The following is a 26,398-nucleotide window of genomic DNA, read 5'->3' on the forward strand; positions in this document are numbered from 1 at the left end:
AACTATTGTCAATACCTATGAGTTAACAGCGCTTGAGTGTAATTTTGACCATCAGTGTAAAATCAAAAAACAATATACCGCATGGAAGGCTTACAGATGAAACGTGTGCTGAAATGGAGTTTGGTCATACTGACAGGTCTGTTACTGATTACCCTCATTGCGGCTGCTGTTTATTTGTATGGTAAGCGCGTGCAGCGTTCAGGCAATCAGCTGCTGACTGGCTTGCAAGCCGAAGTAACGGTGCAATATGATGAACGCGGCGTACCACACATAGAAGCAAAAAATGAAGCAGACCTGTATCGCGCCCTCGGTTATGTGCATGCGCAGGATAGATTGTTTCAAATGGAAATGGTACGTCGCCTGGCCAAAGGTGAGCTGGCCGAAATTCTTGGCCCCAAACTTCTGGACACTGACCGCTTATTCCGTACCCTGGGTTTGCGCAAGCATGCGGCTGATTATGCTGCCAGGCTTGATAAAAACTCTGCTGCAGTCAAAGCCCTGAATGCCTATCTTGATGGCATCAATCAATATCAGGTTACGCACGCAGCTCCTCTGGAATTTGAATTGCTGGGCATACCCAAACGGCCATTCACTATCGATGACACGGTCGCCGTGTCTGGCTATATGGCATACAGCTTTGCGGCTGCCTTTCGTACTGAACCAGTATTGACACAGATACGTGACAAGCTAGGCGCAGATTATTTGCGCATTTTCGACCTGGCCTGGCATCCAGAAGGTGTCATCAAACCCTTGCAATTGGGCGTGACAGACTGGGATAAAATGAATCGTATCGCCACCACCAGCCAGCAAGCTTTGGAAGAGTTTGGCCTGCCACAATTCGAGGGCAGCAATGCCTGGGTGGTCGCCGGTAAAAATACAGCCAGTGGCAAGCCCTTGCTGGCGGGTGACCCTCACATCGCTTACTCGGCACCAGCAGTCTGGTATGAAGCCCATCTCAAAATGCCGGGTTTTGAATTATATGGTCACCATCAGGCACTCAATCCCTTTGCTCTATTGGGCCATAACCAGAACTTTGGCTGGACCCTGACCATGTTCCAGAATGATGATCTCGATTTTATAGCCGAGAAAGTCAATCCACAAAATCCCAATCAAGTCTGGATCAAGGGGCAGTGGGTGGATATGCAAAGCCGCGAAGAAATCATCAAGGTCAAAGGGCGTGAGTCCCTCAAACTGCAATTGAGAACATCAGCGCATGGCCCCATCATCAGCGACGCCTTCCGTGAAGCATGGGGTGAAGATCTGACTGCCAAACCCATCGCCATGTGGTGGACATTCCTGGAAACTGAAAACCCCGTACTCGATGCATTTTATGAATTAAACCGTGCCAGCACCAAAGAGTTAGCCGCCCATGCCGCCAGCAATATTCATGCACCGGGTTTGAACGTCGTCTGGGCCAATGCGCAAGGTGATATTGCCTGGTGGGCTGCGGCGAAACTGGTCAAGCGACCAACGGACGTCAATCCAGCTTTTATCCTCGATGGCAGCACGGCAGAAGCGGACAAACCTGGTTTTACTGATTTCGCCGATAATCCGCATGAGGTCAATCCTGCTCGTGGCTACATTGTCTCGGCCAATCAGCAGCCCCTGCCATCGGCAGATTTTGCCATACCCGGTTATTACAATCTGAATGAGCGCGCGCGTCGTCTAGATGTTTTGCTGTCGCAGCCTGGCATCAAGTGGAATACCAAAAACAGCCAGGCTTTGCAGCTCGATAATAAGACAGCTTATGCTGCCCAGATTTTGCCCTCCATCTTGCCCATCTTGCGCAAGCAAGTAACTGATGCAGACGGCAAGCGTTTGCTGGAATTGCTGGAGAAATGGGATGGCAGTTACCAGGCGAATAGCATAGCGCCCACCATCTTCAGCCAATTACTGTATCAGATCACCTATGCGGCGATGGCGAATGAAGTCGGTGAAGTCCAATTTAAAAACCTCTTGCGCACCCGCGCACTCGATTATGCCTTGCCACGCTTGCTCGCAGATGCGAATTCACCCTGGTGGGATAATCGTGCCACGTCAGCAGTGGAAACCCGCGACGATATCCTGGCACTGGCCTGGCGCGACAGCATCGCGCATTTGCAAAAAACTTTCGGCACCGACAGCAAGCAATGGACCTGGGGCAAGGCGCATACGCTGACGCACAAGCATCCTTTATCTCAGCAAAAGCCGCTGGACAAGCTATTCAACATAGGCCCGTTTGAAGTTGCGGGTGGGCGTGAAGTGCCAAATAATTTGTCCGGACCTATAGGGCCAGCACCCTGGGATGTCGTGTACGGGCCATCCACACGACGCCTGATTGATTTTGCCGATGCCTCGAAAGCGCTAGGCATTAATCCCGTGGGGCAGAGCGGGGTTTTGTTTGATGCCCACTACAATGATCAGGCGGCAGGGTTTGCGGCTGGGACTTATGTGCAGCAGTATTTGAGTGAGAAGGATGTTGTGGGGCATGCTAAGAGTGTGTTGGTGTTGAGGGGGAAATAGGAGGACCTGTTACCATCATCACCGAAGCATAATCCGGCAATGATGCAACGCACATATTGACGTCATTCCAGCATGCTTTTGGCTGGAATCCAGTGGCGTTCGTGGTCAACTATTGCGTGAGCTAATTTCTGATCCCTAGTGTTTGAGCATTCGGATTTTCAAATACCTTCACACGTCATTTAAGATTGCAGGCCGGGCTACCCCCGGCCTGCAATCATAATTTCACGAATACTGGTTATTAATTTCAGCTTGGCAAAAGCATTTAAGATATTTGCCTCACGCAAAATGCAAGATTCAAATCAGTCTGCAAGGATGAGATTTACTATCAGGTAAATATAGGCGGTAAATGGAAAGTATATTTAAATAGTCGATTTGGCAATGGAAGCAAATACAAGAATTTCTTTAAAATAAAATTTTATTTGCTAATTTAACAATTCCAGCATGAGCTAAGCACTTTTCTGTAAATATTTCCACACTCAACTACCCAAGCCCTTGCAAGCCTTATATAATCGCGCTACTTGATCGGGAGAGCGTGACGAAAGTTACCGCCGAAGGGGCTAATACCCAAAAAACTCTCAGGCACAAAGGACCGATCAACGGGGTAGTTAAAAGTTGCCCCAACTCTGGAGAGCGGTAGCGGCAGATAGGTTTATTTTTATAAATATTCGCCGGACTACCCACCGAAGGTGCGCGCGGGCAGCAAACATACATGGCTCCCGTAATCTCTCAGGTACCAGGACAGAGGGGTATGCGATTTCAGCGCATGCGACGTTTATTCGTCGGCATGCGTTTGTTCGTCCCTTCAATCTGGCAATCTGGTAATGAGGCACTCATGACGCAAGCAGCGACATCACTCAAGGCAACTCCCCTCAATGCAGCCCATCGTGCGGCTGGCGCAAAAATGGTTGATTTTGGCGGTTGGGACATGCCCGTCAACTATGGTTCCCAAATCGAAGAACATCATGCTGTGCGCACTGATTGCGGCATGTTTGATGTATCCCATATGTGTGTCGTTGATTTGCAGGGCGAAAATGTACGCAGCTTCCTGCGTGGCCTGGTAGCCAATAATGTCGATAAATTGCAGGTGGCGGGCAAGGCCCTGTATTCCTGCATGTTGAAGCCTGAAGGCACGGTCATCGACGACCTCATCATTTATTTCTTCAGCGAAAACTGGTTCCGCCTCGTCGTCAATGCTGGCACGGCAGAAAAAGACATCGCCTGGATGAATGCCCGCAATGCAGAAACCAATAGCGGCCTGACCATTACCCAGCGCCGGGATGGTGCTAACGCTTTCGCTCTCGTAGCAGTGCAGGGCCCGAATGCCCGCGCCAAGGCATGGGAAGTCTTGCCAGAAACCAAGGCTGCCAGCGCAGACATCAAACCTTTCAATGCTGTTATCGTGGCCGACACCTCCTTTGGTGAAGTCATGGTGGCACGCACTGGTTATACCGGTGAAGATGGTTTTGAGATTGCTGTTTCTGCCGATCGCGTGACTGATTTCTGGAATGCCCTGGTCGCGGTTGGCGTCAAACCTGCTGGCCTGGGTGCGCGCGACACCCTGCGTCTCGAAGCTGGCATGAATCTGTATGGCCAGGACATGGATGAAACAGTCAACCCGCTTGATGCTGGTCTGGCCTGGACTATCGACCTGGTCAGTGAACGCGATTTCGTTGGCAAACAAGCATTGCAAACACAAGGCCAGAACGCCCAGTTCCTGGGCCTGATCCTGCGTGAAAAAGGCGGCATCTTGCGCGCCCATCAAAAAGTAGTGTGCGCACAAGGCGAAGGTGAAATCACCAGCGGTACTTTCAGCCCGACCATGGAACAGGCAATTGCACTGGCACGTTTGCCTATGGGCGTATCTGTAGGCGATACTGTACATGTTGTTATCCGTGACAAGCAATTGGCAGCATCTGTTGTCAAACTGCCTTTTGTCCGTAACGGCAAAATCCTGGCCGTATAATTTGATCTGCAGTCAGTACAAGGTGTTAGTACTGACTACTATTGATTAGCCACTCATTATTATTTAAAACAATTTATTTAACTGGAGCCCATCATGAACGTACCAGCAGACCTGAAATACACAACATCCCACGAATGGGTACGCACAGAAGCAGACGGCACGATCACTGTCGGCATTACAGCATTTGCTCAGGACGCTTTGGGCGATATCGTTTTCGTTGATCTGCCTAAAGTTGGCACAGCACTCGAAGCTGGCAAGGATTGCGCCGTGGTTGAGTCTGTTAAAGCAGCTGGCGATATCTATGCACCAGTGACTGGCGAAGTTGTCGCCATCAATGAAGAACTGGCCGATGCACCAGAATCCATCAATGCTGATGCATTTGCTGCATGGTTGTTCAAACTGAAGCCAGCCAATATTGCTGATCTTGATGCCTTGATGAATGCTGAAGCTTACGCCAAGAACATCGCCTGATTATGTAGTTAAAAGAGGTGGCCCTGTGGCTGCCTCTTTTAATATGGATTTGCCTGTTGCGGTTTGTCCCGCATAGCTACACCTGATATTCCACGTTACTCTTCTGTACCCCATATACCATGACCCGTCCTTCACTGACCCAACTGGAAGCGCATGACGCTTTCATCGCTCGCCATATCGGCCCTTCTGAAGCAGAACAAGCCGCCATGCTGAAAACCCTGGGCTATGCTGACCGCACAGCCCTGATTGATGCCATCGTCCCGGCCAATATCCGCCGTCACGATGTGCTGCCACTGGCGCAATTCACAGAAGCCAAGTCCGAACAGGAAGCACTGGCCACATTGAAGGCACTGGCGTCGAAAAACCGTGTACTGAAGTCTTTGATCGGTCAGGGGTATTACAATACGCATACGCCTGGCGTGATCCTGCGCAATATCTTTGAAAACCCTGCCTGGTACACAGCTTACACACCGTATCAGCCAGAGATTTCCCAGGGTCGCCTGGAAGCCATCTTGAACTTCCAGCAAGTCATCACTGACCTGACTGGCATGGACATCGCCAATGCATCCATGCTCGATGAAGGCACGGCTGCGGCTGAAGCCATGACGCTGATACAGCGCGTAGGCAAATCCAAATCGAATGTGTTTTATGTCGCTGCCGATGTCTTGCCACAAACCCGCGAAATCATAGAAACCCGCGCCAAACCACTGGGTATAGAAGTACGCACTTGTGCTGGCAATGAAGCGCTGGACAATGATTGTTTCGGCGTCTTGCTGCAATACCCTGGCGTTGACGGTTCCATCGTTGATTACCGCGAATACGCGGCAGCCTTGCATGCCAAGGGCGCAATGGTCATCGCTGCTGCCGATTTGCTGGCACTGACACTGATCGCGTCTCCAGGCGAGTGGGGTGCTGACGTGGTTGTTGGTAACAGCCAGCGCTTTGGCGTACCGCTGGGCTTTGGTGGCCCGCACGCAGGTTACATGGGTACACGCGATGCATTCAAACGCAGCATGCCTGGCCGTCTGGTTGGGGTGACAGTCGATGCACAAGGCAACAAGGCTTACCGCCTGGCCCTGCAAACACGCGAACAACATATCCGCCGTGAAAAAGCTACATCGAATATCTGTACTGCCCAGGTATTGCTGGCAGTGATCGCCTCCATGTATGCTGTCTATCACGGCCCTGCAGGCCTGCGCCAGATCGCCTTGCGCGTACACCGCCTGACGGGTGTGCTGGCTGGCGGCCTGAAACAACAGGGTCTGGCTATCGCCAACACCACTTACTTCGACACCCTGACAGTCAATGTCGCCAATGCTGCTGCCTACCACCTGGCTGCCCAGGCTGCTGGCTACAATCTGCGCCAGATCAGCGCAACACAGGTTGGCGTCTCTTTGGATGAGACAGTGACACGTGCTGATGTTGAAGCTTTGTGGGCGATTTTTGCCAATGCCAGCGGTGTAACTGCGACACCAGATTTTGCTGCGATAGAAGCTGGCGTCAATGATGCCTATCCAACTGCGCTGACACGCGGCACGACTTACCTGACACACCCAACTTTCAACCGCTATCACGCAGAACATGAAATGCTGCGTTACCTGCGCAGCCTGGCTGACAAGGATCTGGCGCTGGACCGCACCATGATACCGCTGGGTTCATGCACGATGAAGCTGAACGCCACCAGTGAAATGATTCCCGTCACATGGCCAGAATTCTCCAGCATCCATCCATTCGCACCAAATGACCAGACTATCGGTTACCGCGAAATGATCGATCAACTCGAAGCCATGCTGTGCGCAGCAACAGGCTACGACGCCGTATCCCTGCAACCAAATGCCGGTTCCCAGGGTGAATATGCTGGCTTGCTGGTGATCCAGGCTTACCACGCATCCCGTGGCGAAGCACACCGCAATATCTGCTTGATCCCGTCCTCAGCACACGGTACCAATCCAGCATCCGCCAGCATGGTAGGCATGGACGTGGTTGTGGTTGCTTGCGATGACAAGGGCAACGTTGATCTGGCTGACCTGCAAGTCAAGGCAGAAAAACACAGCGCCAACCTGGCAGCAGCGATGGTGACTTATCCATCCACGCATGGTGTGTTTGAAGAAGGCATACAGCAACTGTGCGACATCGTGCATAGCCATGGTGGTCAGGTGTATGTCGATGGCGCGAACATGAATGCGCTGGTTGGCGTGGCCGCACCAGGCAAGTTTGGTGGTGACGTCAGCCATCTGAACCTGCACAAGACTTTCTGTATCCCTCACGGTGGCGGCGGCCCGGGCGTAGGCCCGGTTGCTGTTGGTGCGCATCTGGCGAAGTTCTTGCCTAACCAAAAGTCTACTGGCTATGTACGTGGTGAAGATGGTATCTCTGCCGTCAGCGCCGCACCATTTGGCTCTGCCAGCATTTTGCCTATCTCATGGATGTACATCGCCATGATGGGGGCAGAAGGCTTGAAGGCAGCAACAGAAACAGCGATCCTGGCAGCGAACTACATCGCCAAACGCCTGGCCCCACATTATCCTGTGTTGTACAGCGGTCATGATGGCCTGGTGGCGCATGAGTGCATCCTGGACCTGCGTCCATTGACCGATGCGACTGGTATTTCCAATGAAGACGTGGCGAAACGCCTCATCGACTTTGGTTTCCACGCACCGACCATGAGCTTCCCTGTGCCTGGCACGCTGATGATAGAGCCGACAGAAAGTGAATCCCAGGCTGAACTCGATCGCTTCATCGATGCCATGATTAGCATTCGTGAAGAAATCGCCAAGGTAGCCAGCGGTGAATTCGATGCCAAGGACAACCCACTGAAACATGCACCGCACACAGCAGAAGTGCTGATCGCCAATGAGTGGCCACATGCTTACAGCCGTGAAGTGGCGGCTTACCCGGTTGCCTCCCTGCGCAAAAATAAATACTTTGCGCCGGTTGGCCGTGCAGACAATGTCTATGGTGACCGTAATCTGTTCTGCTCTTGCATACCAGTCAGCGATTACGAATAAGTATTGACTGTTTGGCTCAAAACGAAAACGGACATGCTTGCATGTCCGTTTTTTTTCGCATCAACTATCGTTTAATTCGGCATCAGCACAGGAATAGGCGCATGAGCGGTCACTCCCAGACGCAGCATTTTAGCGAATTGATCAGCCGCCAGTGGCCTGCTGAAAATATAGCCCTGGCCTTCCTCGCAATGCTGGGCTTTCAAGAATGACAGTTGTCCCTGTTTCTCTATGCCTTCTGCAATGACTTTTTGTTTCAGGCTGTTGCCCATGGCAATGACTGCGCTGACGATGATGCCATCGCCGCCCGCTTTGGCAGCACCTATTTCATGCACAAAGGACTGATCGATTTTCAAGACATCAATCGGGAATTGATTCAGGTAACTCAGGCTGGAATAGCCTGTGCCAAAATCATCAATGGCCAGTTGTATACCCATTTCTTTCAATTGCTGGAGTATGGCGATGCTGCTTTCTGCATTGCGCATCAAGACACTTTCAGTGATTTCCAGTTGCAGACAGCTTGGGGAGAGCCCCGTCTCTTGCAAGATGGTGCGTACAGCCTCAACAAAATCCTGGCGGCGAAATTCAACTGCAGAAATATTGACAGCGATTTCGGCAATCGTTAAACCTGCATCCTGCCATTGTTTTGTCTGCATGCAAGCTTCACGTAAGACCCAGCGGCCTAAGGGGATGATGACGCCACAGTCTTCTGCAATGCCAATAAAGCGTATCGGTGGCACCATGCCCCATTGTGGGTGATCCCAGCGCAACAAGGCTTCTGCACCAGTGATGGCGCCGCTTTCCAGATTGATCTTGGGTTGGTAATGCAGTGAGAATTCATTGCGTATCATCGCCAGCCGCAAATTGGCTTCTATGACTTGCCGCTCAACGGCCCGCACATTCATTTCTGGCTTGAAGAACTGGTAGTTATTGCGACCTTTTTCCTTGGCCTGGTACATTGCAGTGTCGGCATTTTTGATTAAGGTATCGGCATCTGCACCGTCAGCCGGATAAGAACTGATGCCTATGCTGGTGGTGACATACAATTCATGGCCATTGATACTATGCGGTGTCGCCAGTGACTTCAATAATTTTTCCGCAGTGAAGGCGGCATTCTCGGCGGACTTGTCGTCTGTCACCAGTATGACGAATTCATCGCCACCCTGGCGGCTGACAGTATCTGAGCTGCGCACACAGGCGCACAGGCGTTCAGTGACTGACTTCAGCAGCATGTCACCAAGGGCATGACCTAAAGAATCATTGATATGCTTGAAATTATCCAGGTCCAGGAAGAGCACGGCGAGATGGGTTTCGCGACGTTTGGCCAGGCCTATGGCCTGGGCAATGCGGTCATTCAACAGAGCACGGTTAGGCAGGTTGGTGAGGAAATCATGTTGTGCCAGATGTGCCATTTTCACTGCCATGGCCTGGGTCGCCGTGATATCGCGGAACACCATGACAGCACCGGATAGATTGCCGTAGGAATCGTGGATAGGCGCAGTGGAGTCTTCTATGGCGACTTCACTGCCATCGCGTCTGAGCAAAATGGTACCGGGAGTAAGGGTGGTGGCCGTATCTTGTTGCAATACCTGTATGACAGGATTGGCTTTAGGCTGCCGGTTTTCACTTTGTATCAGTGGCATGACCGTGCCTATGGGTTGGCCTTGCGCTTCTTCACGCTTCCACAAAGTGATATGTTCAGCGGCGACATTGAGGTAATCAATATTACCCGCCATGTCTGTACCTATGACTGCGTCACTGATGGAATTGAGGGTGATTTCTGCCCGTGCTTTTTCCAGGAAGGCAGCGTCCTCAACTGCTTTGCGCTGAATGATATTGCGCAAGGATTGTGGCACCAGGTAACTGGAAAAATGACCGCGGGTCAGGAAGCCTTGTGCCCCCTGCTCAACAGCTTCGATTGCCAGTGCATGATCTGTGTCACAGATAGTCAGTATGGGGATTTTGGGGACTATTGCCAATAAGTGCTGAAAGCTGGCAATGCCCTTGCTGTCCGGCAGGAAGCAGTCAAGCAAGATGATATCTATAGGCTTGGTTTTATCATGCAGATGTTCAATGGCAGCAGCCAGGGTGTCTGCAAATGCCGTTTCATAATAACCATCACGGGCTTTGAGCAGCGCATCCTGTAGCGCCAGGGCGTCAGCAATGACAGGTGTAACAACGAGAATTCGCTTGACCATGAACTGGTTCCTTATAAAGCATTTGCAGAGTGAAAGCAGCAAAATACAGGCGCAAGCAAGTTATTGGCAATCTAAGCTGGTGAAATATCAGGCTTTTTTTGCTATAAATTCTTGCCCATGCAAACCATCTTTTGCCATGAAGCATGATCAGAAGTTACTGCAGGTCGAGCTGGGTGTCTGTGCGATGCCGCACGCAAGGTTTTAACAGGTGCGTGGAATATGAGTGAAAACAGCGGAGTGAAAACAGCGGAGCAGTTAAAACGAGGAATAAGGTATCGATCTTATCGATACCTTTATGCGAGCCTGATTGAAAAAATTAAATCTAAAATAATTAAATCTATTTAGCTTTATAGATACCAGCTTCGAGTATTACATCATTATTGCGCAAAATATAAGTAGTCTTGTTTTCTACCTGTTTGGATACCGGATTGTTATAGCGATAATCGACCCAGCCTTTGCCCTTGGTTTTGGCCAGTGCAATGATGTCCTTGCGATAGTATTTGCCATCGGCATCTGGCAAGTCCAGCATGTTTTTACCTACCAGTTTAGGGTTGATAGGGTGAGCGATGACGATGCCATCCAGACCACGCAAGTACAGGTAGATAGAGCCATTGATGAATTCAGGGTTCTTGTTATTGATTTCCTGCACCAGCGCATCCTTGCCATTTTTTTGCATATAGGCCAGGCCTTTGTCTACCATGGCAACAGCATCTGCCGGATTGTCTTCCGCTATTGCCAATGAGAATAGGCTTGCTAACAGCAATGCAAGCAGTAATTTGATGGATGTCATATTTGTCTCCCTCTCTATGATTATTTTTATTGATCGTGTGGCCTGGCACTTGCTGCATGATTAAGACTAGTGGAGATGAAGGAAAAAGGCAAAGTGTTCATGTTAATAAGCAACAGCTTGCAAGCCAGTATTGCCATAATTTAATGCGAAGCTTGATGTGATATTAGGGGGCACGACAAGGGACCCAATAAGGGGGCGTGAGGGGCACAATCTTTAACATTCAAGAGTGGTATTCGGATGGAAAAGAATTGCCCTGCGGAAAAATTGTGCAGTAAAATACGCATCTGTTTCTGTGCGGCAATTACTTTCTCATCTCTGTATTTCGTCTATCTCATCATTCCCATGAAAAAATCTATCCTCGCCACCGCCTTATTCGTTTCTGCTTTCTCTGCATTTGCAAGCGAAATTGCTCCTACTGTTGATAAGCAAACTTGCGAAAAAGCAGTTTATCCAAAATCAGCTTTGATGAATGAAGAAACCGGTACTGTCGTTTTGTCCGTGCTGGTTGGTCCTGACGGCGCTGTGGTTGATTCCAAGGTAGAAAAATCCAGTGGTTCCAAGGCTTTGGATAAGGCAACACAAAAAGTTTATTCTTCCTGCAAATTTAAACCGGGCGCTAAAGATGGTAAGCCACAACAGGCCTGGACCAAGCTGGAATATGTATGGAGCCTTTCCTGATTTAAGTGAACTCCTGCTGATCTGTTGCGCTAGCAAGAGACGTAAAAGAGATGCCTGGGCATCTCTTTTTTTATGCCTGGTGTCCTGGAAAAACTGATTTTCTTGCTTCAGGTAAATTAAATTGATGTGAATTTGCTAAAGAAATGAATCGTCTTGTCGTTAATTTATCATTGAACCTGCAAGAACTTAATTTCTGGATGCACTTATTATGACGACTATTCTTTCTGGCGCTGGTGCTGGCACGCAGCTTATTCCGTCATCAAGTGCAAGCCAGGTTTTGAATCTGAATAACACCATTACCAAGCCCGCCACTGTGGCAGCAGATGCTGCTAGTGTTTCAAGTGTTTCCAGTGTTTCAAGCTCGGCAAGTACAGACAGCAGTCCCTCATATCAGCTGGATTTGCGCACTGCACGTACGGTATTGGTGCCGCTAACCTACAATCAATCTGGTTTTGCACCTGTCGCAACTACTCATTGGCTGGAAAACAAAGGCGATGATGATTTTAGTTATCTGATTGAACAAAATGCCAAATCAAGCAGTGTTGCCGGGCGTTTCAAAGGCATATCCTCAGCTTTGTTTGAGCATTTTCAAACTACGCATGGGGACTTCAAACAGGCCGTGATTGCCAGCCAGGCCGGGCAGGGCATAGATGCCCGCAATGTCGCCGACATCAGCCAGGCCAAGTTGAGTAATTTGCGTGATTTTGCGGATCAAAGCCTGGGCTTGAGTGTGACCCTGGCATCGGGGCGCAGCGTCGATTTCGTCATCAAAAATAATGCAGATGGTTTGAGTGTAGAAGCCAGCAGCAGTTCAGAACTGACTGACAGCGAAAGCAGGGCTCTGGAAAAACTGGCGGCAGGCCTGGAAAAGACAGCCAATAGTTATTTCACTGATCAGCACATCAATCTGGATGCATTGACTGGTATCGACAGCTTTGCTTTCAGCTCATTGAAACTGGATATCAAGGCTGGCGAAAAAGAACTTAATTTCAGTATAGATCAATCCCATCATCAGCTCAGCATCAAGTCTGCCAGTGGCTCTATCAATATCGATGTCAGTCATGATAATTCTGGCTTGCGTGGTAATGCGGCGCAAAGAAATAAGGCGATACAGCAGTTCATAGGGCAAATCGATAGTGCAGGTGATCGCGGCAATGCAGACAAGGAATTGCTCTCGCTCTACAAAGAAGCATTTACTGCGGTGCAGAAAATCAATACTGAAGACGATGCTACTGACTTTAAAACGCAATTGCCTGGCCGCGTACCCAGCTTCTGGGACAACACTGCTCAGCCTTTGTTGACCGGCCTTGCTGACTTTGATGCCAAGCTCAGTGGCGTGCCAAGTACGCCTAATCCTGCTCGTTTACAGGAAAGTGATTATTTCAATCTTCAGTTCAGTCAGAAAACCACAGAGCAGGGCTATGCAGCAAATGGCAGTATCAGCCAGGTCTTGCAGTCCAGATTGAGTGCGGCTTTTCATCAGGAATTAAAATCGAATGAAAAACCTGTATTGGGCAAAGACGCGAATGCGCAAAATTATCGCTATAGCAAAGTCGAGGATAGCGCCAGCAGCAAGCTGGTCTTAGGCTTTGATAAAAACCAGTTGAATAGTGTCAGTCTTGAAAAGAATCATGACCGTTCTCTGACAGTGTCAAGATATGAGCAAGGCAAACTGGTCAACACGCAAAATCATCCAGATACGCAAGATAGCAAGGTCAATCTGCATGTGGATACTGGGCCAAATTATTCAGAAAGTGCGCAGGCTTTACAGCGCCTGCGCATAGTGATTAGCCTGACTGGACAAAACTCCCTGGATTGAGAGTTTCTTCTCCGCACATTCAGCACACTCAGCGCAAGCGACGCGGTTCTGCTTGCCTGGTTTGCGTAGCACGTGCCACATGCACTCTAGCCGGAGTTGCTGGTGGCGCAGCTAATTGTTGTACCTTGAAGATATTCACTACCTGCGCTAGGCTGGCTGCCTGTTCATTCATGGCCTGAGCTGCAGCAGAAGCCTGTTCCACCAGGGCAGCATTTTGCTGTGTCATATTATCCATATCAACGATGGCATGATTGACTTGTTCGATGCCTGAGCTTTGCTCCTGGCTGGCCGAAGCAATTTCTGCCACGATATCGGTCACGCGCCTGACGCTGGCAACTACTTCATCCATGGTGGAACCTGCCAGGGCAACCAGCTTGCCACCTTCTTCTACTTTTTCTGCCGAGCTGTCTATCAGGGTCTTGATCTCTTTGGCAGCAGAGGCTGAACGTTGTGCCAGGTTGCGCACTTCACTGGCAACTACCGCAAAACCGCGTCCCTGTTCACCCGCACGGGCCGCTTCTACTGCCGCGTTCAATGCCAGGATATTGGTCTGGAAAGCGATGCCGTCAATGACGCTGATGATATCGACGATTTTTTTCGATGATTCATTAATGGAACCCATGGTCGCCACCACTTTGCCTACCACGCTGCCGCCCTGGGTCGCCACTTCAGATGCCGAGATCGCCAGTTGATTGGCTTGTCTGGCATTGTCGGCATTTTGCTTGACGGTGGAAGTCAGTTCTTCCATGGTGGATGAGGTTTCTTCCAGTGCGCCAGCCTGTTGTTCAGTACGGTTGGACAAATCCAGGTTGCCCGAAGCGATTTCGCCAGAAGCCGTTGCAATCGATTCAGACCCGGTGCGCACCTCGCTAACGACAGAAGCAAGCTTGTCACGCATAGTCTTGATGGCGAACAGCAGACTGGATTGGTCATTGTCTTTGATATGTATGTCGGCAGTCAGGTCACCTTCGGCGATATGGCCAACTACTTCGGCTGCATAAGCTGGCTCACCACCCAGTTGCCCAAGGATGGAACGTGTCATATGCCAGGCCAATGCGCCGACCATGGCCATCATAATGCAGCCTACGCCCAGCAGAATGCCAGCTTGATGCCAGAAGGCCTCGTTGATGTCGTCAATATAGGTGCCAGTGCCTACCAGCCAATCCCAGGGAGCGAATTTTTTGACGGCATAGATTTTCTCAACAGGCCCCTCGACACCAGGGCGTGTGCCAGCAGCTTGCACCACGCCTATGGCGTTTTTCTCCAGTGAAGTACGGTAACGGTCACCGGATTCCTTCATATCCTTTTGGGGCACGCCTATGCGCGAAGCTTTGGGGTGTACCAGCAATAAATCATCAGTATAGCCACGTACAAAGAAATACATTTCTTCTTTATGGAAACTGGAAATCGCCAGCTTGGCTTGCTTTTGCGCATCTTCGCGGGAAAGCTTGCCTGATTGTTCCAGGGCATAGGCTTTTTCTATCGCCGCATGCGCCATCTCCACCATATTGGAAATTTGCTCGGTACGTTCCTTCATCATGGTTTGACGCAGAGAATACAAGGAAATGGCGGAAATGACTGAAATGCCGAACAGGGTGATGGCGCACAGCAAGATGATGCGGGTGCTGAGTTTCATGGTGTGGTCTCACTGGTTTGCTGCAGTGTGCCGCAATGGCGGGCAGATGCATGGGGGATAACAGGCATTAGTAGGTATCACCTCAGGCAACCACCTGCATTCAGGGCAGGTATGCATAGTTTTAATAATTGGCGATCACGCAGTCCTATCCTCGATGCGCAAGGAGGACCGTAACTTGATTGTAAGTGATGCCAGCATGCTGGAGAGGAAGTATTTGCAAACAAACGACAAATTAGAGTGGAGGGATGTTGTGTTGATGGGATTTGCAATGCAGGATGTTGTGGTAGCCATCCTGCTTGATGGGGCTCGATGGAACTTGAAGGGACTTGGTGGCAGGCTGGCCTTATTTATACAAAGGCAGGTTCATGCTTACCGGTCGTATATCCAGTCGCAGATTGTGCACGGTATAGCTTTCCGCACCGGAGGCATTGGAAAAGTAGCCCTGGCTTTCTGCTAGCTTGCTGAAGCTGAATTCAAAACCCAGTTCAGGCTGTGCATCCATGCCAAATGCCAGGCCTATGGCGCGTTCCTGCTTGCCATCAATTAAATGGAACATCAGGTCAGTGACTACCGTATTGGCCAGGATGTCAGGGTAAAAACGCTGGCCAGCATGGTCAGCTTGGGAAAGATTGAGTTTATTCTGTAGCTTCTCAGGCGAGGGTGTCAGCGTCCTGGTGCGCAAATTAAAACGGTCACCTCGGTCCAGATAGCTGATGCGGGCATTGCTGATATTAAAATTCTTTTGGCTGCCATCGGTCGTCGCCTGGCTCAGGTCAAACAGGATCGCGCCTTTATAGCCTATGACTTCAACTTCTGTCTGATTGCTGACTACCATGGCGGTATTTTCATCAACACCCAGGCCCAGTTTGTAATTCTTTTTCAGCATGACTGGCAGCATGCGGGCAAAGCGGCCACGGATGATCAGGTGCTGGTCTATGAACACATCAGGGCCGATGAAGCCCAGGCCAGCCGCAATTTCCTTGCCATCAGTGACACCAAGCTTGAGCGTGGGCAGCACAGGCTTGGCATCATAAAACATGGTGGTACTCATGATGGCAGCACCAGCACTGCTACCGGCGATGACACCGCCGCGCTGGTATAGCGCCCAGATTGCTTCCAGCATCGCTGTCTTGCCGCCATCAGGCTTGACCAGCGCCTGCACGATGCGACCCTGGTCGCCGCCAGTGAAAAACACGCCACTGGCATCTTTGAGCTTATCCAGCCAGGCAGCGTCGTTGACGATATCTTCTGGTTTGAATTGTGGATGCTTGACCGACAAGGGGATCAAAAAAGCCTGGGCACCATTCTGGTTCAGGGATTCCACCGCAAATCCCCCGGATTTTTCCGGATTGCCTGCGGCCGCCGGAATGACCGCAATCTTGGCACCTTTGCCCCCCGCCTGTTGCACGATGCGCTGCCAGACCACGGCATTATCTGCCCTTAATGCACCACCGATGATGACGAGTGAGCCTTTCGATTGTGGCGCGGACATATCTTCTGCATGAGCATTCATGGGTAATTGCCAGATTAAAATTGCCAGACAACTGAGCAAACCACGCAGCAGTCGCTTAGTATTTTTCAGAGAAATTGTCATTATTTTCATCCTGATTTTTTGCTATTGTAAGTGATTCAATTCACCGCTATGCGTATGAATTTAAAAAAAGGGACAACACCAAGTGTTGCCCCCGAACGCGCTGCCGTGGAAATGCGATTGATCTTGTTTATTTGAAGGCGTAGTTTGCGGATATATAGAAGAAGCGGCCGCGTGGATCGGTATAGCTGGGGTCATAACCAGCCAGGAAGCTATATACCTGGTTGGAACGCGGCGGATTGGTGTCGAGCAGGTTCTTGATCCCCGCGCGCAGGCTGAATGCCTTGCTGAACTTATAGCTGCCACTCAAATCCCACAAGACATAGGCAGGCACATCACGGGTGCTGCCATCGGCCAGCGCATTTTGGTCATGATAGCCCTGATAGTAAATCTGCTGCAGTGTCGCACCCCATGGGCCACGGTCAAAGTCAAATGTCAGGGTATGTCTCCAGCGTTGCACTACCTGGGTATCGGTATAGATACCTACGCCATTCACTTCCGGGCTGGCAGCCGTGTTACGGGTCTTGTAATCAATGACATAAGTGCCGTTCAGGCTGACATTGAATTTGCCCAGGCTGTTTTCTGGCAGCTTCCAGTTGACGTTAACATCCACGCCCGAGGTTTTCAGCGAACCTATATTTTTCACCCGGCCATCGACGGACAAGATAGGGCCGGGTATGCCTGGCAGGCTGGGATCCGCCGCGCCACGCATAGCGTAGCCAGGATTGGACTTGGGGTCGCTAAAGTAAGCACCTTCGTTGGCCAGCAAAGTGTCAGACTTTTCTATGCGCCAGTAATCGAGGGAGGCAGTCAGACTGCGGCTGGGTTCAACCACGATACCGGCAGAAAACTGCTTCGATGTCTCAGGCTTGAGATTCGCTGTGCCACCCTTAATCAGGTCTGGCTGTATGCCGCAATAGTCAGGGTTCTTGGTATTGTCGATATTGCCGGTCTTGATACAGCCGAGCGGGTCATTATAGATACCGCTGGTCTGGCCTGTGCGAGCCGGTTCATTGATGTCTGCCAGACTAGGGGCGCGGAAACCGGCACTGTAAGAGCCACGTATCACGACTTCTTTCGTAGGGGTCCAGCGCAAGCCAAATTTTGGATTGGTGGTGCTGCCCACATCGTTATAGCTGTCATGGCGCACGGCAGCCTGGGCTTCGAGATTGCTGAGTACCGGCAAATTCAATTCGGCAAACAGGGCTTTGACGGTGCGGCTGCCGCCGTAAGCTATTGCAGCACCATCACCGCGTATCTCGCCAGCAGCCAGCAGGGCAGAGGGGGTGAATTCCAGTTTTTCACGACGGTATTCTGCACCTATCGCCAGACCGGCATTACCACCTGCCATGGCAAACAATTCGCGAGAAGCCTTGATGTCAAAATAGTCTGTAGTGGCCCTGGACTGACGGGCTGCATCGCTGATTTTTGCTGCATTCAAGAGATTTGTTCCCTCAGTTCCTGATGGCCCGAAAGGATTGATCTTGCCAGTCAAAAAGGCACTGTCAAAAGCCGATGTCCTGACATAGCCATCGACATACTTGTCATCAACCTTGCTAACGCTGTGATTCAGTGCCGTATCATAATCCCAGCCTGCAATCGTGCCTTTGGCACCGACCACCAGGCGCTGTGCAATTGCATTCACTTCATTGGTACGCGGGCCAGCAGCACTGAGGCGCAGGCCGACGCGCAAAGGGGTTTTGTTGGTGGTGATCAAGTCATTCGGATAATAAATTCCGGTGACCGGATAATTCAGGTTGCTGACCGTCAGCGGGCTGATGCGGTAAGTGGTTTTGGTATCGCTGTGTAGCACCTCTGCAAACAGGGTGTTGTCGGCATCGATAGCGAACTGGGCGCGCCCCAGCAGGGATGCACGCTGGGATTCAGGGAAGATTTCAGTATCATGCATATAGTCATACAGACAGGCTTTGCTACCGACAAAGCTGTCTGCTGCAAACACCGTGGCAGGTGGGTTGCAAGTTGGTGCGCTGGGATTCAGGCGAGAACCGGTGGCACCACCACTGGCCGTGGTCCGGCGTACATTGGCAGGGAAAGTGTTGGAGCTGCCGACATCGAGATTGATGTCAGGCTGGTAGGCTGAGCCTATCCATGAACGCTGGGTAGAGCGTAAGCTGCCGGTATTCTGGAAGTTGGCCACACCCATGAGGTTGTACCTGTCCTGGCTCAGACTGCCTATGCCACCAGACAGGCTGATGATTTTTTTATCCGCGCCACCGTGCTGGGTATTGCCTACGTATGCAGATATCTCTGCACCCTGATAATCAGGACGGGTAATGAAGTTGATGACACCACCAATCGCATCTGCGCCGTAGATAGCGGATGCACCGTCTTTCAATACTTCCACACGTTGTATGGCAGCAGATGGAATGGAATTCAAATCCACGCCAGATGATGTGCCGGGTGAGGCGAAGTTGGCCAGGCGGCGGCCATTCAGCAAGATCAGGGTGGACGACACACCTATGCCACGCAGGTTGGCGCCGTTGAAGCCACGTTGCGTACCACCGTTATCGCTGAAGCTGGCACCGTCCGTCAGGCCCGCTGTGCTGGCCGATACTTTGCTCAGCAATTCTGCTGCGGTAGTGACGCCAGATTTTTCTATCGATTCGCGGCTGATAATTTGCACCGGCAGGGCAGTTTCTGCATCGATGCGTTTGATTGATGAACCGGTAATTTCTACACGTTGCGGTTTGTTTGGGTCATTATCTGCTTGTGCCCATGCGCTTTGTGTACCCATGCCCAGCATCGCCATGACACTCAATGCAGACCAGGTTGCGACAGCCAATTTCTTGGGTATGGGCTGACATGCTTGTTTTTTCATTGCCATTGCCTTCTTCTCCTCAGGTTTTAGAACCTGATCACGATCTTGCTGCGCGAGCGTGATCGGAGCTCATGCGCTGCTCAAAATGCTCATGTACTTAAGTACATTCCGCTTTTTGCGCTGCGTTTTTGCTACCCTTACCCCGCTGACGCTCGCTCGCGACAGATCTTGAACAGGTTCTTACAGAAATTTTAAAAAAGCATCCCCCTCAGGCACTCCGGGGAGTGACTGTGCTTCGCTAATTTTGTTTATTTACTTCTTGGGTTTATTGCTATCCGGCTGTGTGTATTTGACGTTGTTGTCAGCGCTATGCAGATAGGCTGATATGGCTTCGGTCAGGCGCATGGCTTTTTCCACGTTCTTTTTATTCGATACCATCATGCTGCTGACCAGGGCTTCGATAACCGCAATCGCGGCACTGGCACTGCTGGGCAAGACACCGTGGGTGCTGGGTGCCAGCAGCAGGTAATTACCCAGTTGTGCGATAGGTGAGGCGGGTGAGTCTGTGATGGTGACGATGCAGGCACCGTGGTCACGTACAAACTGCGTGAGCTTGATGACATCCAGCGCATAACGTGGGAAAGAGATAACGATGAGCACATCTTTATCGGTAATATTTGCCAGATGACCAGCCGCCACTTCAGTGCCGCCGTAACCCACCACCTCCACCACATGGGAACAGAAGGGTTGTAAATGCAGGGCGAGCATGCCAGCCAGGTGGGCACTGAGGCCAAAGCCCATGACATACACAGTTTTAGCTTTGGCGATGTGGCTGACTACTTCGTTCAGATCTGGCTCGGACATGCCCTGGTTAGCTGCATCGATATTGGCTGCGGCAAACTGCATGCTGGTATGGGCAGGTGAGGGTGCATTCTTTTTGGCTTCTATGGTATTGCGCAGTTTTTCTACCGGCTGGAACACTGCCTGTACTACTTCTGCAATCTGGTTGCGCAAGCCTGCGTAATTATTAAAACCCATGTCACGCGCAAAGCGGCTGATGGTGGCGGTTGACACATCACATTGCTCTGCCATGTCTTCTATACCCAGTGCCGTCACCTTGACCTGGTTACGCAAGAGGAAATTGGCTATGCGCTTATAGGATGCTGATCCTTCCTGCAAGACCAGCATCAGGGATTCACCCAATGTCGATTTGGCAAAGACCATTTCCGGGGAGGCAGATTCAACAGGGGTATTTAATTTTTTCATGTGCAGCATTCAAGAGAACTTTTTTCGATGAATGAACTGTAGCCCTGTTTAAAAATATTTTCAATACTATTTGTCGTTTTATTTTCATAAATGTAGAATATGTAAAAAATCGTTCATTGGCCGCAGTGAGGACGGGTTCAGGCAGTGTTGTATTTTTCTGCTTGCAAAAACTGCCATTGTAAAAAACGATGTGACGGCGAGAGTAAAGTCTGCACTATGGGATAAATACTGCATGGACCAGTTTTTGGGCCTTACCATTACCAACAAAAGAAAAGAGTTTTTATGCAAATACAAAGCCATGCCTTGCCAGATATCAGTAGCGGAACGGTCCGTGAATTGCGGAGTTTTCATTACGGCACTCCTGATCATGGACACAAGGTGTATATACAGTCGTCTTTGCACGCAGATGAAATACCCGGCATGCTGGTAAATCATTATTTGCGTGAAATGTTGGAGCAGTATGAAAGAATTTCTGCGATTGCAGCTGAAATTGTATTGGTGCCCGTCGCTAACCCCATAGGGCTGGCGCAGGACATACAGGGTACGGCTTTTGGCCGCTTTGATCTGGCGACTGGTGTCAATTTCAACCGTGGCTATCGCCACCTGACACCGCATCTTTTGCCTTTACTGGAAGGCAAGCTGGGTGCTGATGAAAAAGAAAATGTAAAACTGATACGCCAGCAGGCGCTGGCAGTACTGCAAGCCTGGCAGCCAGAAACTGCAACAGAGCAACAAAAGAAAATCCTGCAAACCCTGGCGGTAGATGCCGATATCGTGCTGGACCTGCATTGTGATAACCAGGCTGTCATGCATTTATATACTGGCACACCACTGGCGCAAGACTGCATGCCACTGGCTGCTTATCTTGGCGCGCAGGCAGTGCTGGTGTCGGTATTGTCGGGTGATGATCCTTTTGACGAATCCTGTTCACGTCACTGGTGGGAGTTGGCGCAGCACTTCGGTAAGGCCGCGCCTGTTCCAAATGCCTGTCTGTCCATCACGGTGGAATTGCGTGGCGAAACCGAGGTCAGTCATGAACTGGCCCAGACAGATGCCCTGGCTATCATCAATTTCCTCAGGCAGGCGGGCTACCTGCGTGGCAAAGCCCCGGCTTTACCCCAAGCCTTGTGCCAGCCTACTCCGCTGGAAGGTGTAGAACCCTTGCGTGCCCCACATGCAGGCATCCTGGTATTTACCAGAGAAACTGGCGATCACATACAGGCAGGTGAGAGGGTGGCCGACATTGTTGACCCGGTCAGTGCGCAGGTGACGCCAGTATTGGCGACAGTATCCGGCATTTTATTCGCCCGTGTCGCCAGACGCTACGCCACGCACGGCATGCGCATCGCCAAGATAGCTGGTCCCGTTGCCTATCGTACAGGTAATTTACTGTCCTTGTGACCGGGAGCAGATCATGCTGAAAAAACTCAGATTGCCGAATACCTTTGTCCTGCTGTTTTCCTTGCTGGCATTGATTGCACTGGCTACCTGGCTGGTACCTGGCGGTAAATACGATACCCATGTGGTGAATGGCAAGACACTGATAGACCCGACCAGCTTTCATTACGTGACCAGTAATCCGCAAGGTGCCGTGGCCCTGATGATGGCACCGATCAAGGGTTTTGTTGAAGCCGCATTGATCATCGGTTTTGTACTCATCGTCGGCGGTGCTTTTGCAGTCTTGCAAAAGACCGAGGCGATTGATGCCATGATCAAATCCGTGGCCAGGGCGCATACGCATTCCAGCCTGGTCAGGGCCGGTATCATCCCCTTGTTCGTGACTCTGTTCTCTCTGGGCGGGGCGACCTTTGGCATGGCAGAAGAAGCCATACCTTTCGTCATGATCTTTATCCCGCTGGCGCTGGCACTTGGCTATGACTCTGTGGTGGGAGTATCGATTCCCTTTATCGGTTCACAAGTTGGTTTTGCTGCGGCATTCTTGAATCCTTTCAATGTCGGTATTGCCCAGGGGATTGCTGGAGTACCGTTATTTTCTGGTATAGGATTCCGGCTTGTTGCGTGGTTGCTGGCGACCGTGGTGACCATTGCTTTCCTGAGCTGGTATGCAGCACGCATCAAGAAAAATCCCTTGCTCAGCCCTACCTTTGAGATTGATGAAGAAAAACGCAAAAATCTCAAGATCGATGAATTCACCAGTTTTACCGGCATGACTGCTACTCACAAGGCGGTGCTATGCATGTTTCTGCTGACTCTCATTACCATGGTCGTGGGAGTCGTTAAATACAGCTGGTATATAGAAGAGATTGCTGCCCTGTTCCTGGTCATGGCCATTCTGGTGGGCATGGTTGGCAAGCTCAATGCTGACAGTTTTGTCGAAGCCTTTATGCAAGGCGCTAAAGACCTGGTAACCACCGCGCTGGTGATAGCCCTGGCACGTGGCACTATGATACTGGCGCGTGACGCGAATATCATTGACACCATGTTGAACTTCCTCATGCCTTTCGTGCAGTCCTCACATCCCATCTTTGCGGCTCACAAGATGTTTGTGATCCAGTCTGTCATCAACTTCTTTATTCATTCTGGCAGTGGGCAGGCGGCATTGACCATGCCTATCATGGCACCTCTGGCTGATCTGGTTGGGGTGACCAGGCAGACTGCCATACTGGCATTTCAGTTTGGTGAATTTACGACGCCGATGATACCAACCTCAGGGATTACCGTTGGCGTGCTGGCGCTGGCGCGCATACCCTGGGCGACCTGGGCGAAATGGATGATACCGCTGCAGTTACTGTACTTTGTCCTGGCCCTGGGTTTGCTGGCTTTGTCTTGTGTGATCAGTTGGTAGGACGCACTTACTCTTCGTCTGCCAATAATTGTTCCAGCCGCTTGGGATAATTATTGAGGAAGTCACGGGTCACTGCAAAGTGTTCCGTGTCTTCATAACGTGTTTCCGTGATGCCGCTGCCATCAAACTGGTAGATTTTTGCATGCGGGTATGACAGCAGTATTGGCGAATGGGTGGCGATAATAAATTGTGAGCCATCCTGCACCAACTGATGTATGGCGCTCAGGGCGGCCAGTTGGCGGTTTGGTGACAGGGCAGCTTCGGGCTCATCCATCAGGTAGAGACCATTACCTTGCAGCTTGTTGAGTAAGAGGGCCATGAAAGATTCACCATGCGAGCGCGTGTGCAGTGAGCCGCCGTAGCCATCGACATAGCCAACTTCATCCATATAAGTGGCAACATTGAAAAAACTCTCAGCACGCAAAAAATAGCCATCACGGGGTTTCTTGAAGCTTTTGGATAAGCGCAAATTCTGGTGTAATGAAGAGACTGATTCCGTGGTGCGGAAAGCGACATTCTTCGTCCCACCCTCCTGCCCATAACCTAGCGCCATGGCAATGGCTTCCAGCACTGTCGATTTGCCAGCACCGTTTTCACCGACGAAAAAAGTGACGTCGGCATGAAATTCCAGCATATCGAGTTCCCTGACTGCCGGGATGTGATAGGGGTAGCTGTCGAAATCAATAATGGCATCATCGCGCATGCTGATGCGTTGCAAGTAGGGTTTGGCGGTCAGGCTCATAGCTGAGGGGGCATTAAATATGTGGCTTAATATGCCACAGCCTACCACGGAATTCAGCAGTTTCACGGATGCCCGTAAGCCGGGCCAGGGCGATGCCATCTGTGCTAATTGCTGACGGACTTATGCAGGGTGCCCACAGGTGCTGTGCTCTGCACATTAAAGTGTTGTAAGGTCAAATACTGGCTTTGATTGCGGCCTGCCTTCTTGGCTTCATACAGGGCAGCATCCGCGCACTTGAGCAGGGAATTGGCATCGACATCAGGATGTTTATAGAAATTGCTAAAACCTATGCTGACGCTGATGCGCTGACTGATACGGGAATTGATATGCGGTATGTTCAAATCCCAGACCGCCATGCGCAGTTTTTCTGCAAACTGCATGGCAGAATCGGGTGCCATATTAGGCAGCATGAGGATAAATTCTTCCCCCCCGAAACGGGCCAATACATCAGTGGCTCTCATTAATTGCTTGCGCAGGGCAGCAGCGACCTGTATCAAGGCTTTATCGCCTGCCACATGGCCATAGCTGTCATTGTATTCCTTGAAGTAGTCTATATCGACCATGAAGACCGACAAGGGGACCTTATGTCGCACAGCATGGCCCATCGCCATTTTGTAATGCTCATCAAAGAAGCGACGATTATAAATGCCAGTCAGGCTGTCAGTCGTGGCTTCGCGCTTCAGGGCTTCAGAATGCGTGCGCAAAATCTTTTCGCGTTTGATTGAAGTCGTCGAATCACTGATTTGTATCAGGCAGTGGCGTTCACCATATTCTGCAGTGATAGGTGTGATGGTGATGGATTGATCTATGCGGACTTTTTCGCTTTCAGGCTCATGCTCACTGCGCTGGAACAACGGCAAAGGTGAGCGATGCAGGGCGTTGGACAAGACGACAGGCAAGCCATAATTGAGCGTATTGGTGATGGCATTCAGGATGGCGCGACTGGGCAATTCTTCAAAAGCTTCAGATATATGCTTGCCTATGGCCTGGTTGGCCGGGATGCTAGTATGCCTTTCCACCCAGCCATTCCACATGCGCACAGTTTGCTGCGCATCAAGCACGATCAGGCCCAGACTGATGGAATTGAATATTTGCTCCATCGCGAATGGGGAAGGGGACATCAACTGCGCCATTAAACTGCTCCCAAAAAGCGCTCAAGCTGGATGATCAAATCTTTTAAAGATGTAGAGCTAAGCAAGAAAATCAAATGTCCTTCTGAATGCCTTCTCTCTATCGCCAGATCTATATGCAGTAGCAAGACATAAGGTTGGTCCAGGTCATCGCTGACACGACGGAAAATTTCTTCTGTCGTTGCCACCGAATAATCCGGCAAGGAGCAGTTCAGAGGGATGTTCAGCATGTCCGCCATCGCTGACAAACAGGCATTGAGGATGATATTGCCCAGTTCGCACATGGCTTCCTGTTCAAACTCAGCCAGGTCTTCCAGGCTGATTTGCGAACCCATCATGTCGCGTACGATTTCCAGTGCGTGCTCTTCGGTGAACAGCAGTATTGCCTCAGCCTCAAAGGAGCCGCTGAAAGTCTGGTGCACTGCGCCAAATCGCTCACTTTGCAAGCCCATGGAAGAGACATCAATTTCTGAGGATTTGCGGATTTCGACAGAAGGCACCGACAAGCGAACTTCTTCACCCACAATATCACTGAGGCTGGCAGCAGCTCTGCCAGCGCCGACATTGAAGACCTCGCTTAATGCATCGAGATGAAGTTCGGTCAGGGAATTCATTTTCCGCTCGCGAAATAATTGAGGACGATAGTGATGGATTTCTCAGTCACCGGCTTGGCGACAAAGATGGTGCCTATGGACGTAGCCCGGTTTTGCATGGTGTCCTGTACATTCGCCGAAAAAATGGCGATACGTATGTGCGGATTGGTTTGCAAAATCTGCTCTGCTGCGTCAGTCCCCAGCATGCCAGGCATGTTGATGTCCATGGTGCAAAAGTCGGGCTGGTGCTCTACGACGGACTTGATGGCTTCTTCGCCACTGGCAGCTTCAAAAAATTCCCAGTCAGGATGTGCGGCCTTCACATGCGCACGTATCACCATACGGGAAACTTTGCTATCGTCGACAATAAGTATTTTTTTCATAATATATTTTATGCAAGACTAATGCACCCAAGAATTGTGAGTGGTA

At 50.7% G+C, this 26,398-nt stretch carries 18 protein-coding genes and 2 riboswitches; of the genes, 8 read left to right on the plus strand and 10 right to left on the minus strand.

The features are described 5' to 3' along the window. The first annotated feature begins 96 nt into the window (after positions 1–96). The 4 genes from ACO0LF_RS00995 (at position 97) to gcvP (ending at position 7,944) form a co-directional block, all read left to right on the plus strand. Positions 97–2,502, plus strand: a complete 2,406-nt coding sequence (locus tag ACO0LF_RS00995) for a penicillin acylase family protein (RefSeq protein ID WP_423011102.1) — start codon at positions 97–99, stop codon at positions 2,500–2,502. 513 nt (positions 2,503–3,015) lie between these two features. Next, a riboswitch (glycine riboswitch) is annotated at positions 3,016–3,104 on the plus strand. Positions 3,105–3,115: 11 nt separating this feature from the next. Further along, positions 3,116–3,254, plus strand: a riboswitch (glycine riboswitch). A gap of 80 nt (positions 3,255–3,334) precedes the next feature. Beyond that, entirely contained in the window at positions 3,335–4,465 is a 1,131-nt protein-coding gene (gene gcvT, locus ACO0LF_RS01000) for a glycine cleavage system aminomethyltransferase GcvT (protein ID WP_423012407.1), read from the plus strand. A 93-nt stretch (positions 4,466–4,558) separates the two neighbouring features. After that, complete coding sequence (gcvH, locus tag ACO0LF_RS01005) at positions 4,559–4,936, plus strand: glycine cleavage system protein GcvH (RefSeq protein ID WP_423011104.1); 378 nt, start codon at positions 4,559–4,561, stop codon at positions 4,934–4,936. 119 nt (positions 4,937–5,055) lie between these two features. Next, on the plus strand, positions 5,056–7,944 hold the full coding sequence (gene gcvP / locus ACO0LF_RS01010) for an aminomethyl-transferring glycine dehydrogenase (protein ID WP_423011106.1): 2,889 nt from the start codon (positions 5,056–5,058) through the stop codon (positions 7,942–7,944). Between the two features lie 71 nt (positions 7,945–8,015). On the opposite strand, the gene ACO0LF_RS01015 is transcribed toward gcvP, so the two are convergent. Both ACO0LF_RS01015 and ACO0LF_RS01020 read right to left on the minus strand, forming a co-directional pair. Further along, on the minus strand, positions 8,016–10,139 hold the full coding sequence (locus tag ACO0LF_RS01015; RefSeq protein ID WP_423011108.1) for an EAL domain-containing protein: 2,124 nt from the start codon (positions 10,137–10,139) through the stop codon (positions 8,016–8,018). Between the two features lie 337 nt (positions 10,140–10,476). After that, complete coding sequence (locus ACO0LF_RS01020) at positions 10,477–10,929, minus strand: cache domain-containing protein (protein WP_423011110.1); 453 nt, start codon at positions 10,927–10,929, stop codon at positions 10,477–10,479. Between the two features lie 342 nt (positions 10,930–11,271). On the opposite strand from ACO0LF_RS01020, the gene ACO0LF_RS01025 reads away from it, so the two are divergent. Then, positions 11,272–11,607 (plus strand): energy transducer TonB, encoded by a 336-nt coding sequence (locus ACO0LF_RS01025; protein ID WP_423011112.1) that lies wholly within the window; start codon positions 11,272–11,274, stop codon positions 11,605–11,607. Between the two features lie 208 nt (positions 11,608–11,815). After that, positions 11,816–13,426: a hypothetical protein gene (locus ACO0LF_RS01030; protein WP_423011114.1), complete on the plus strand. Its 1,611-nt coding sequence runs from the start codon at positions 11,816–11,818 to the stop codon at positions 13,424–13,426. Between the two features lie 28 nt (positions 13,427–13,454). Here ACO0LF_RS01030 and ACO0LF_RS01035 read toward each other — a convergent pair whose 3' ends face one another. From ACO0LF_RS01035 to ACO0LF_RS01050, 4 genes are all read right to left on the minus strand, one after another. Next, positions 13,455–15,062, minus strand: a complete 1,608-nt coding sequence (locus ACO0LF_RS01035) for a methyl-accepting chemotaxis protein (RefSeq protein WP_423011116.1) — start codon at positions 15,060–15,062, stop codon at positions 13,455–13,457. Positions 15,063–15,405: 343 nt separating this feature from the next. After that, positions 15,406–16,656 carry a cyanophycinase gene (locus tag ACO0LF_RS01040; RefSeq protein WP_423011118.1) on the minus strand — a complete coding sequence of 417 codons (1,251 nt, stop codon included), beginning with the start codon at positions 16,654–16,656 and terminating at the stop codon, positions 15,406–15,408. A 127-nt stretch (positions 16,657–16,783) separates the two neighbouring features. Beyond that, positions 16,784–19,492 carry a TonB-dependent receptor gene (locus tag ACO0LF_RS01045; protein WP_423011120.1) on the minus strand — a complete coding sequence of 903 codons (2,709 nt, stop codon included), beginning with the start codon at positions 19,490–19,492 and terminating at the stop codon, positions 16,784–16,786. Positions 19,493–19,744: 252 nt separating this feature from the next. Next, positions 19,745–20,698, minus strand: coding sequence for a MurR/RpiR family transcriptional regulator (locus ACO0LF_RS01050; protein ID WP_423011122.1), 954 nt, complete (start codon positions 20,696–20,698; stop codon positions 19,745–19,747). A 282-nt stretch (positions 20,699–20,980) separates the two neighbouring features. On the opposite strand from ACO0LF_RS01050, the gene ACO0LF_RS01055 reads away from it, so the two are divergent. Both ACO0LF_RS01055 and ACO0LF_RS01060 read left to right on the plus strand, forming a co-directional pair. Next, positions 20,981–22,099, plus strand: coding sequence for a succinylglutamate desuccinylase/aspartoacylase family protein (locus ACO0LF_RS01055; protein WP_423011124.1), 1,119 nt, complete (start codon positions 20,981–20,983; stop codon positions 22,097–22,099). 13 nt (positions 22,100–22,112) lie between these two features. Next, the gene (locus tag ACO0LF_RS01060; RefSeq protein WP_423011126.1) at positions 22,113–23,504 is read left to right on the plus strand and encodes a YfcC family protein; all 1,392 of its coding nucleotides are present in this window, start codon (positions 22,113–22,115) and stop codon (positions 23,502–23,504) included. Positions 23,505–23,511: 7 nt separating this feature from the next. Here ACO0LF_RS01060 and ACO0LF_RS01065 read toward each other — a convergent pair whose 3' ends face one another. From ACO0LF_RS01065 to ACO0LF_RS01080, 4 genes are all read right to left on the minus strand, one after another. Then, positions 23,512–24,246 carry an AAA family ATPase gene (locus tag ACO0LF_RS01065; protein WP_423012409.1) on the minus strand — a complete coding sequence of 245 codons (735 nt, stop codon included), beginning with the start codon at positions 24,244–24,246 and terminating at the stop codon, positions 23,512–23,514. Between the two features lie 104 nt (positions 24,247–24,350). Beyond that, the gene (locus tag ACO0LF_RS01070) at positions 24,351–25,367 is read right to left on the minus strand and encodes a diguanylate cyclase (protein ID WP_423011128.1); all 1,017 of its coding nucleotides are present in this window, start codon (positions 25,365–25,367) and stop codon (positions 24,351–24,353) included. Between the two features lie 11 nt (positions 25,368–25,378). Next, a complete protein-coding gene (locus ACO0LF_RS01075) occupies positions 25,379–25,990 on the minus strand; it encodes a chemotaxis protein CheC (protein WP_110254122.1) in 612 nt (203 codons plus the stop codon). After that, the gene (locus ACO0LF_RS01080; RefSeq protein ID WP_423011131.1) at positions 25,987–26,352 is read right to left on the minus strand and encodes a response regulator transcription factor; all 366 of its coding nucleotides are present in this window, start codon (positions 26,350–26,352) and stop codon (positions 25,987–25,989) included. The genes ACO0LF_RS01075 and ACO0LF_RS01080 overlap by 4 nt, the downstream gene beginning before the upstream one ends. Between the last annotated feature and the right edge of the window lie 46 nt (positions 26,353–26,398).

This window comes from Undibacterium sp. Di27W (assembly GCF_049340345.1).
Classification (GTDB): Bacteria; Pseudomonadota; Gammaproteobacteria; order Burkholderiales; family Burkholderiaceae_D; genus Undibacterium.

Coding starts and splice junctions, on each gene's coding strand:
- ACO0LF_RS00995 (WP_423011102.1), top strand. CDS start 97: ATGAAACGTGTGCTGAAATGGAGTTTGGTCATACTGACAGGTCTGTTA.
- gcvT (WP_423012407.1), top strand. CDS start 3,335: ATGACGCAAGCAGCGACATCACTCAAGGCAACTCCCCTCAATGCAGCC.
- gcvH (WP_423011104.1), top strand. CDS start 4,559: ATGAACGTACCAGCAGACCTGAAATACACAACATCCCACGAATGGGTA.
- gcvP (WP_423011106.1), top strand. CDS start 5,056: ATGACCCGTCCTTCACTGACCCAACTGGAAGCGCATGACGCTTTCATC.
- ACO0LF_RS01015 (WP_423011108.1), bottom strand. CDS start 10,139: ATGGTCAAGCGAATTCTCGTTGTTACACCTGTCATTGCTGACGCCCTG.
- ACO0LF_RS01020 (WP_423011110.1), bottom strand. CDS start 10,929: ATGACATCCATCAAATTACTGCTTGCATTGCTGTTAGCAAGCCTATTC.
- ACO0LF_RS01025 (WP_423011112.1), top strand. CDS start 11,272: ATGAAAAAATCTATCCTCGCCACCGCCTTATTCGTTTCTGCTTTCTCT.
- ACO0LF_RS01030 (WP_423011114.1), top strand. CDS start 11,816: ATGACGACTATTCTTTCTGGCGCTGGTGCTGGCACGCAGCTTATTCCG.
- ACO0LF_RS01035 (WP_423011116.1), bottom strand. CDS start 15,062: ATGAAACTCAGCACCCGCATCATCTTGCTGTGCGCCATCACCCTGTTC.
- ACO0LF_RS01040 (WP_423011118.1), bottom strand. CDS start 16,656: ATGACAATTTCTCTGAAAAATACTAAGCGACTGCTGCGTGGTTTGCTC.
- ACO0LF_RS01045 (WP_423011120.1), bottom strand. CDS start 19,492: ATGAAAAAACAAGCATGTCAGCCCATACCCAAGAAATTGGCTGTCGCA.
- ACO0LF_RS01050 (WP_423011122.1), bottom strand. CDS start 20,698: ATGAAAAAATTAAATACCCCTGTTGAATCTGCCTCCCCGGAAATGGTC.
- ACO0LF_RS01055 (WP_423011124.1), top strand. CDS start 20,981: ATGCAAATACAAAGCCATGCCTTGCCAGATATCAGTAGCGGAACGGTC.
- ACO0LF_RS01060 (WP_423011126.1), top strand. CDS start 22,113: ATGCTGAAAAAACTCAGATTGCCGAATACCTTTGTCCTGCTGTTTTCC.
- ACO0LF_RS01065 (WP_423012409.1), bottom strand. CDS start 24,246: ATGAGCCTGACCGCCAAACCCTACTTGCAACGCATCAGCATGCGCGAT.
- ACO0LF_RS01070 (WP_423011128.1), bottom strand. CDS start 25,367: ATGTCCCCTTCCCCATTCGCGATGGAGCAAATATTCAATTCCATCAGT.
- ACO0LF_RS01075 (WP_110254122.1), bottom strand. CDS start 25,990: ATGAATTCCCTGACCGAACTTCATCTCGATGCATTAAGCGAGGTCTTC.
- ACO0LF_RS01080 (WP_423011131.1), bottom strand. CDS start 26,352: ATGAAAAAAATACTTATTGTCGACGATAGCAAAGTTTCCCGTATGGTG.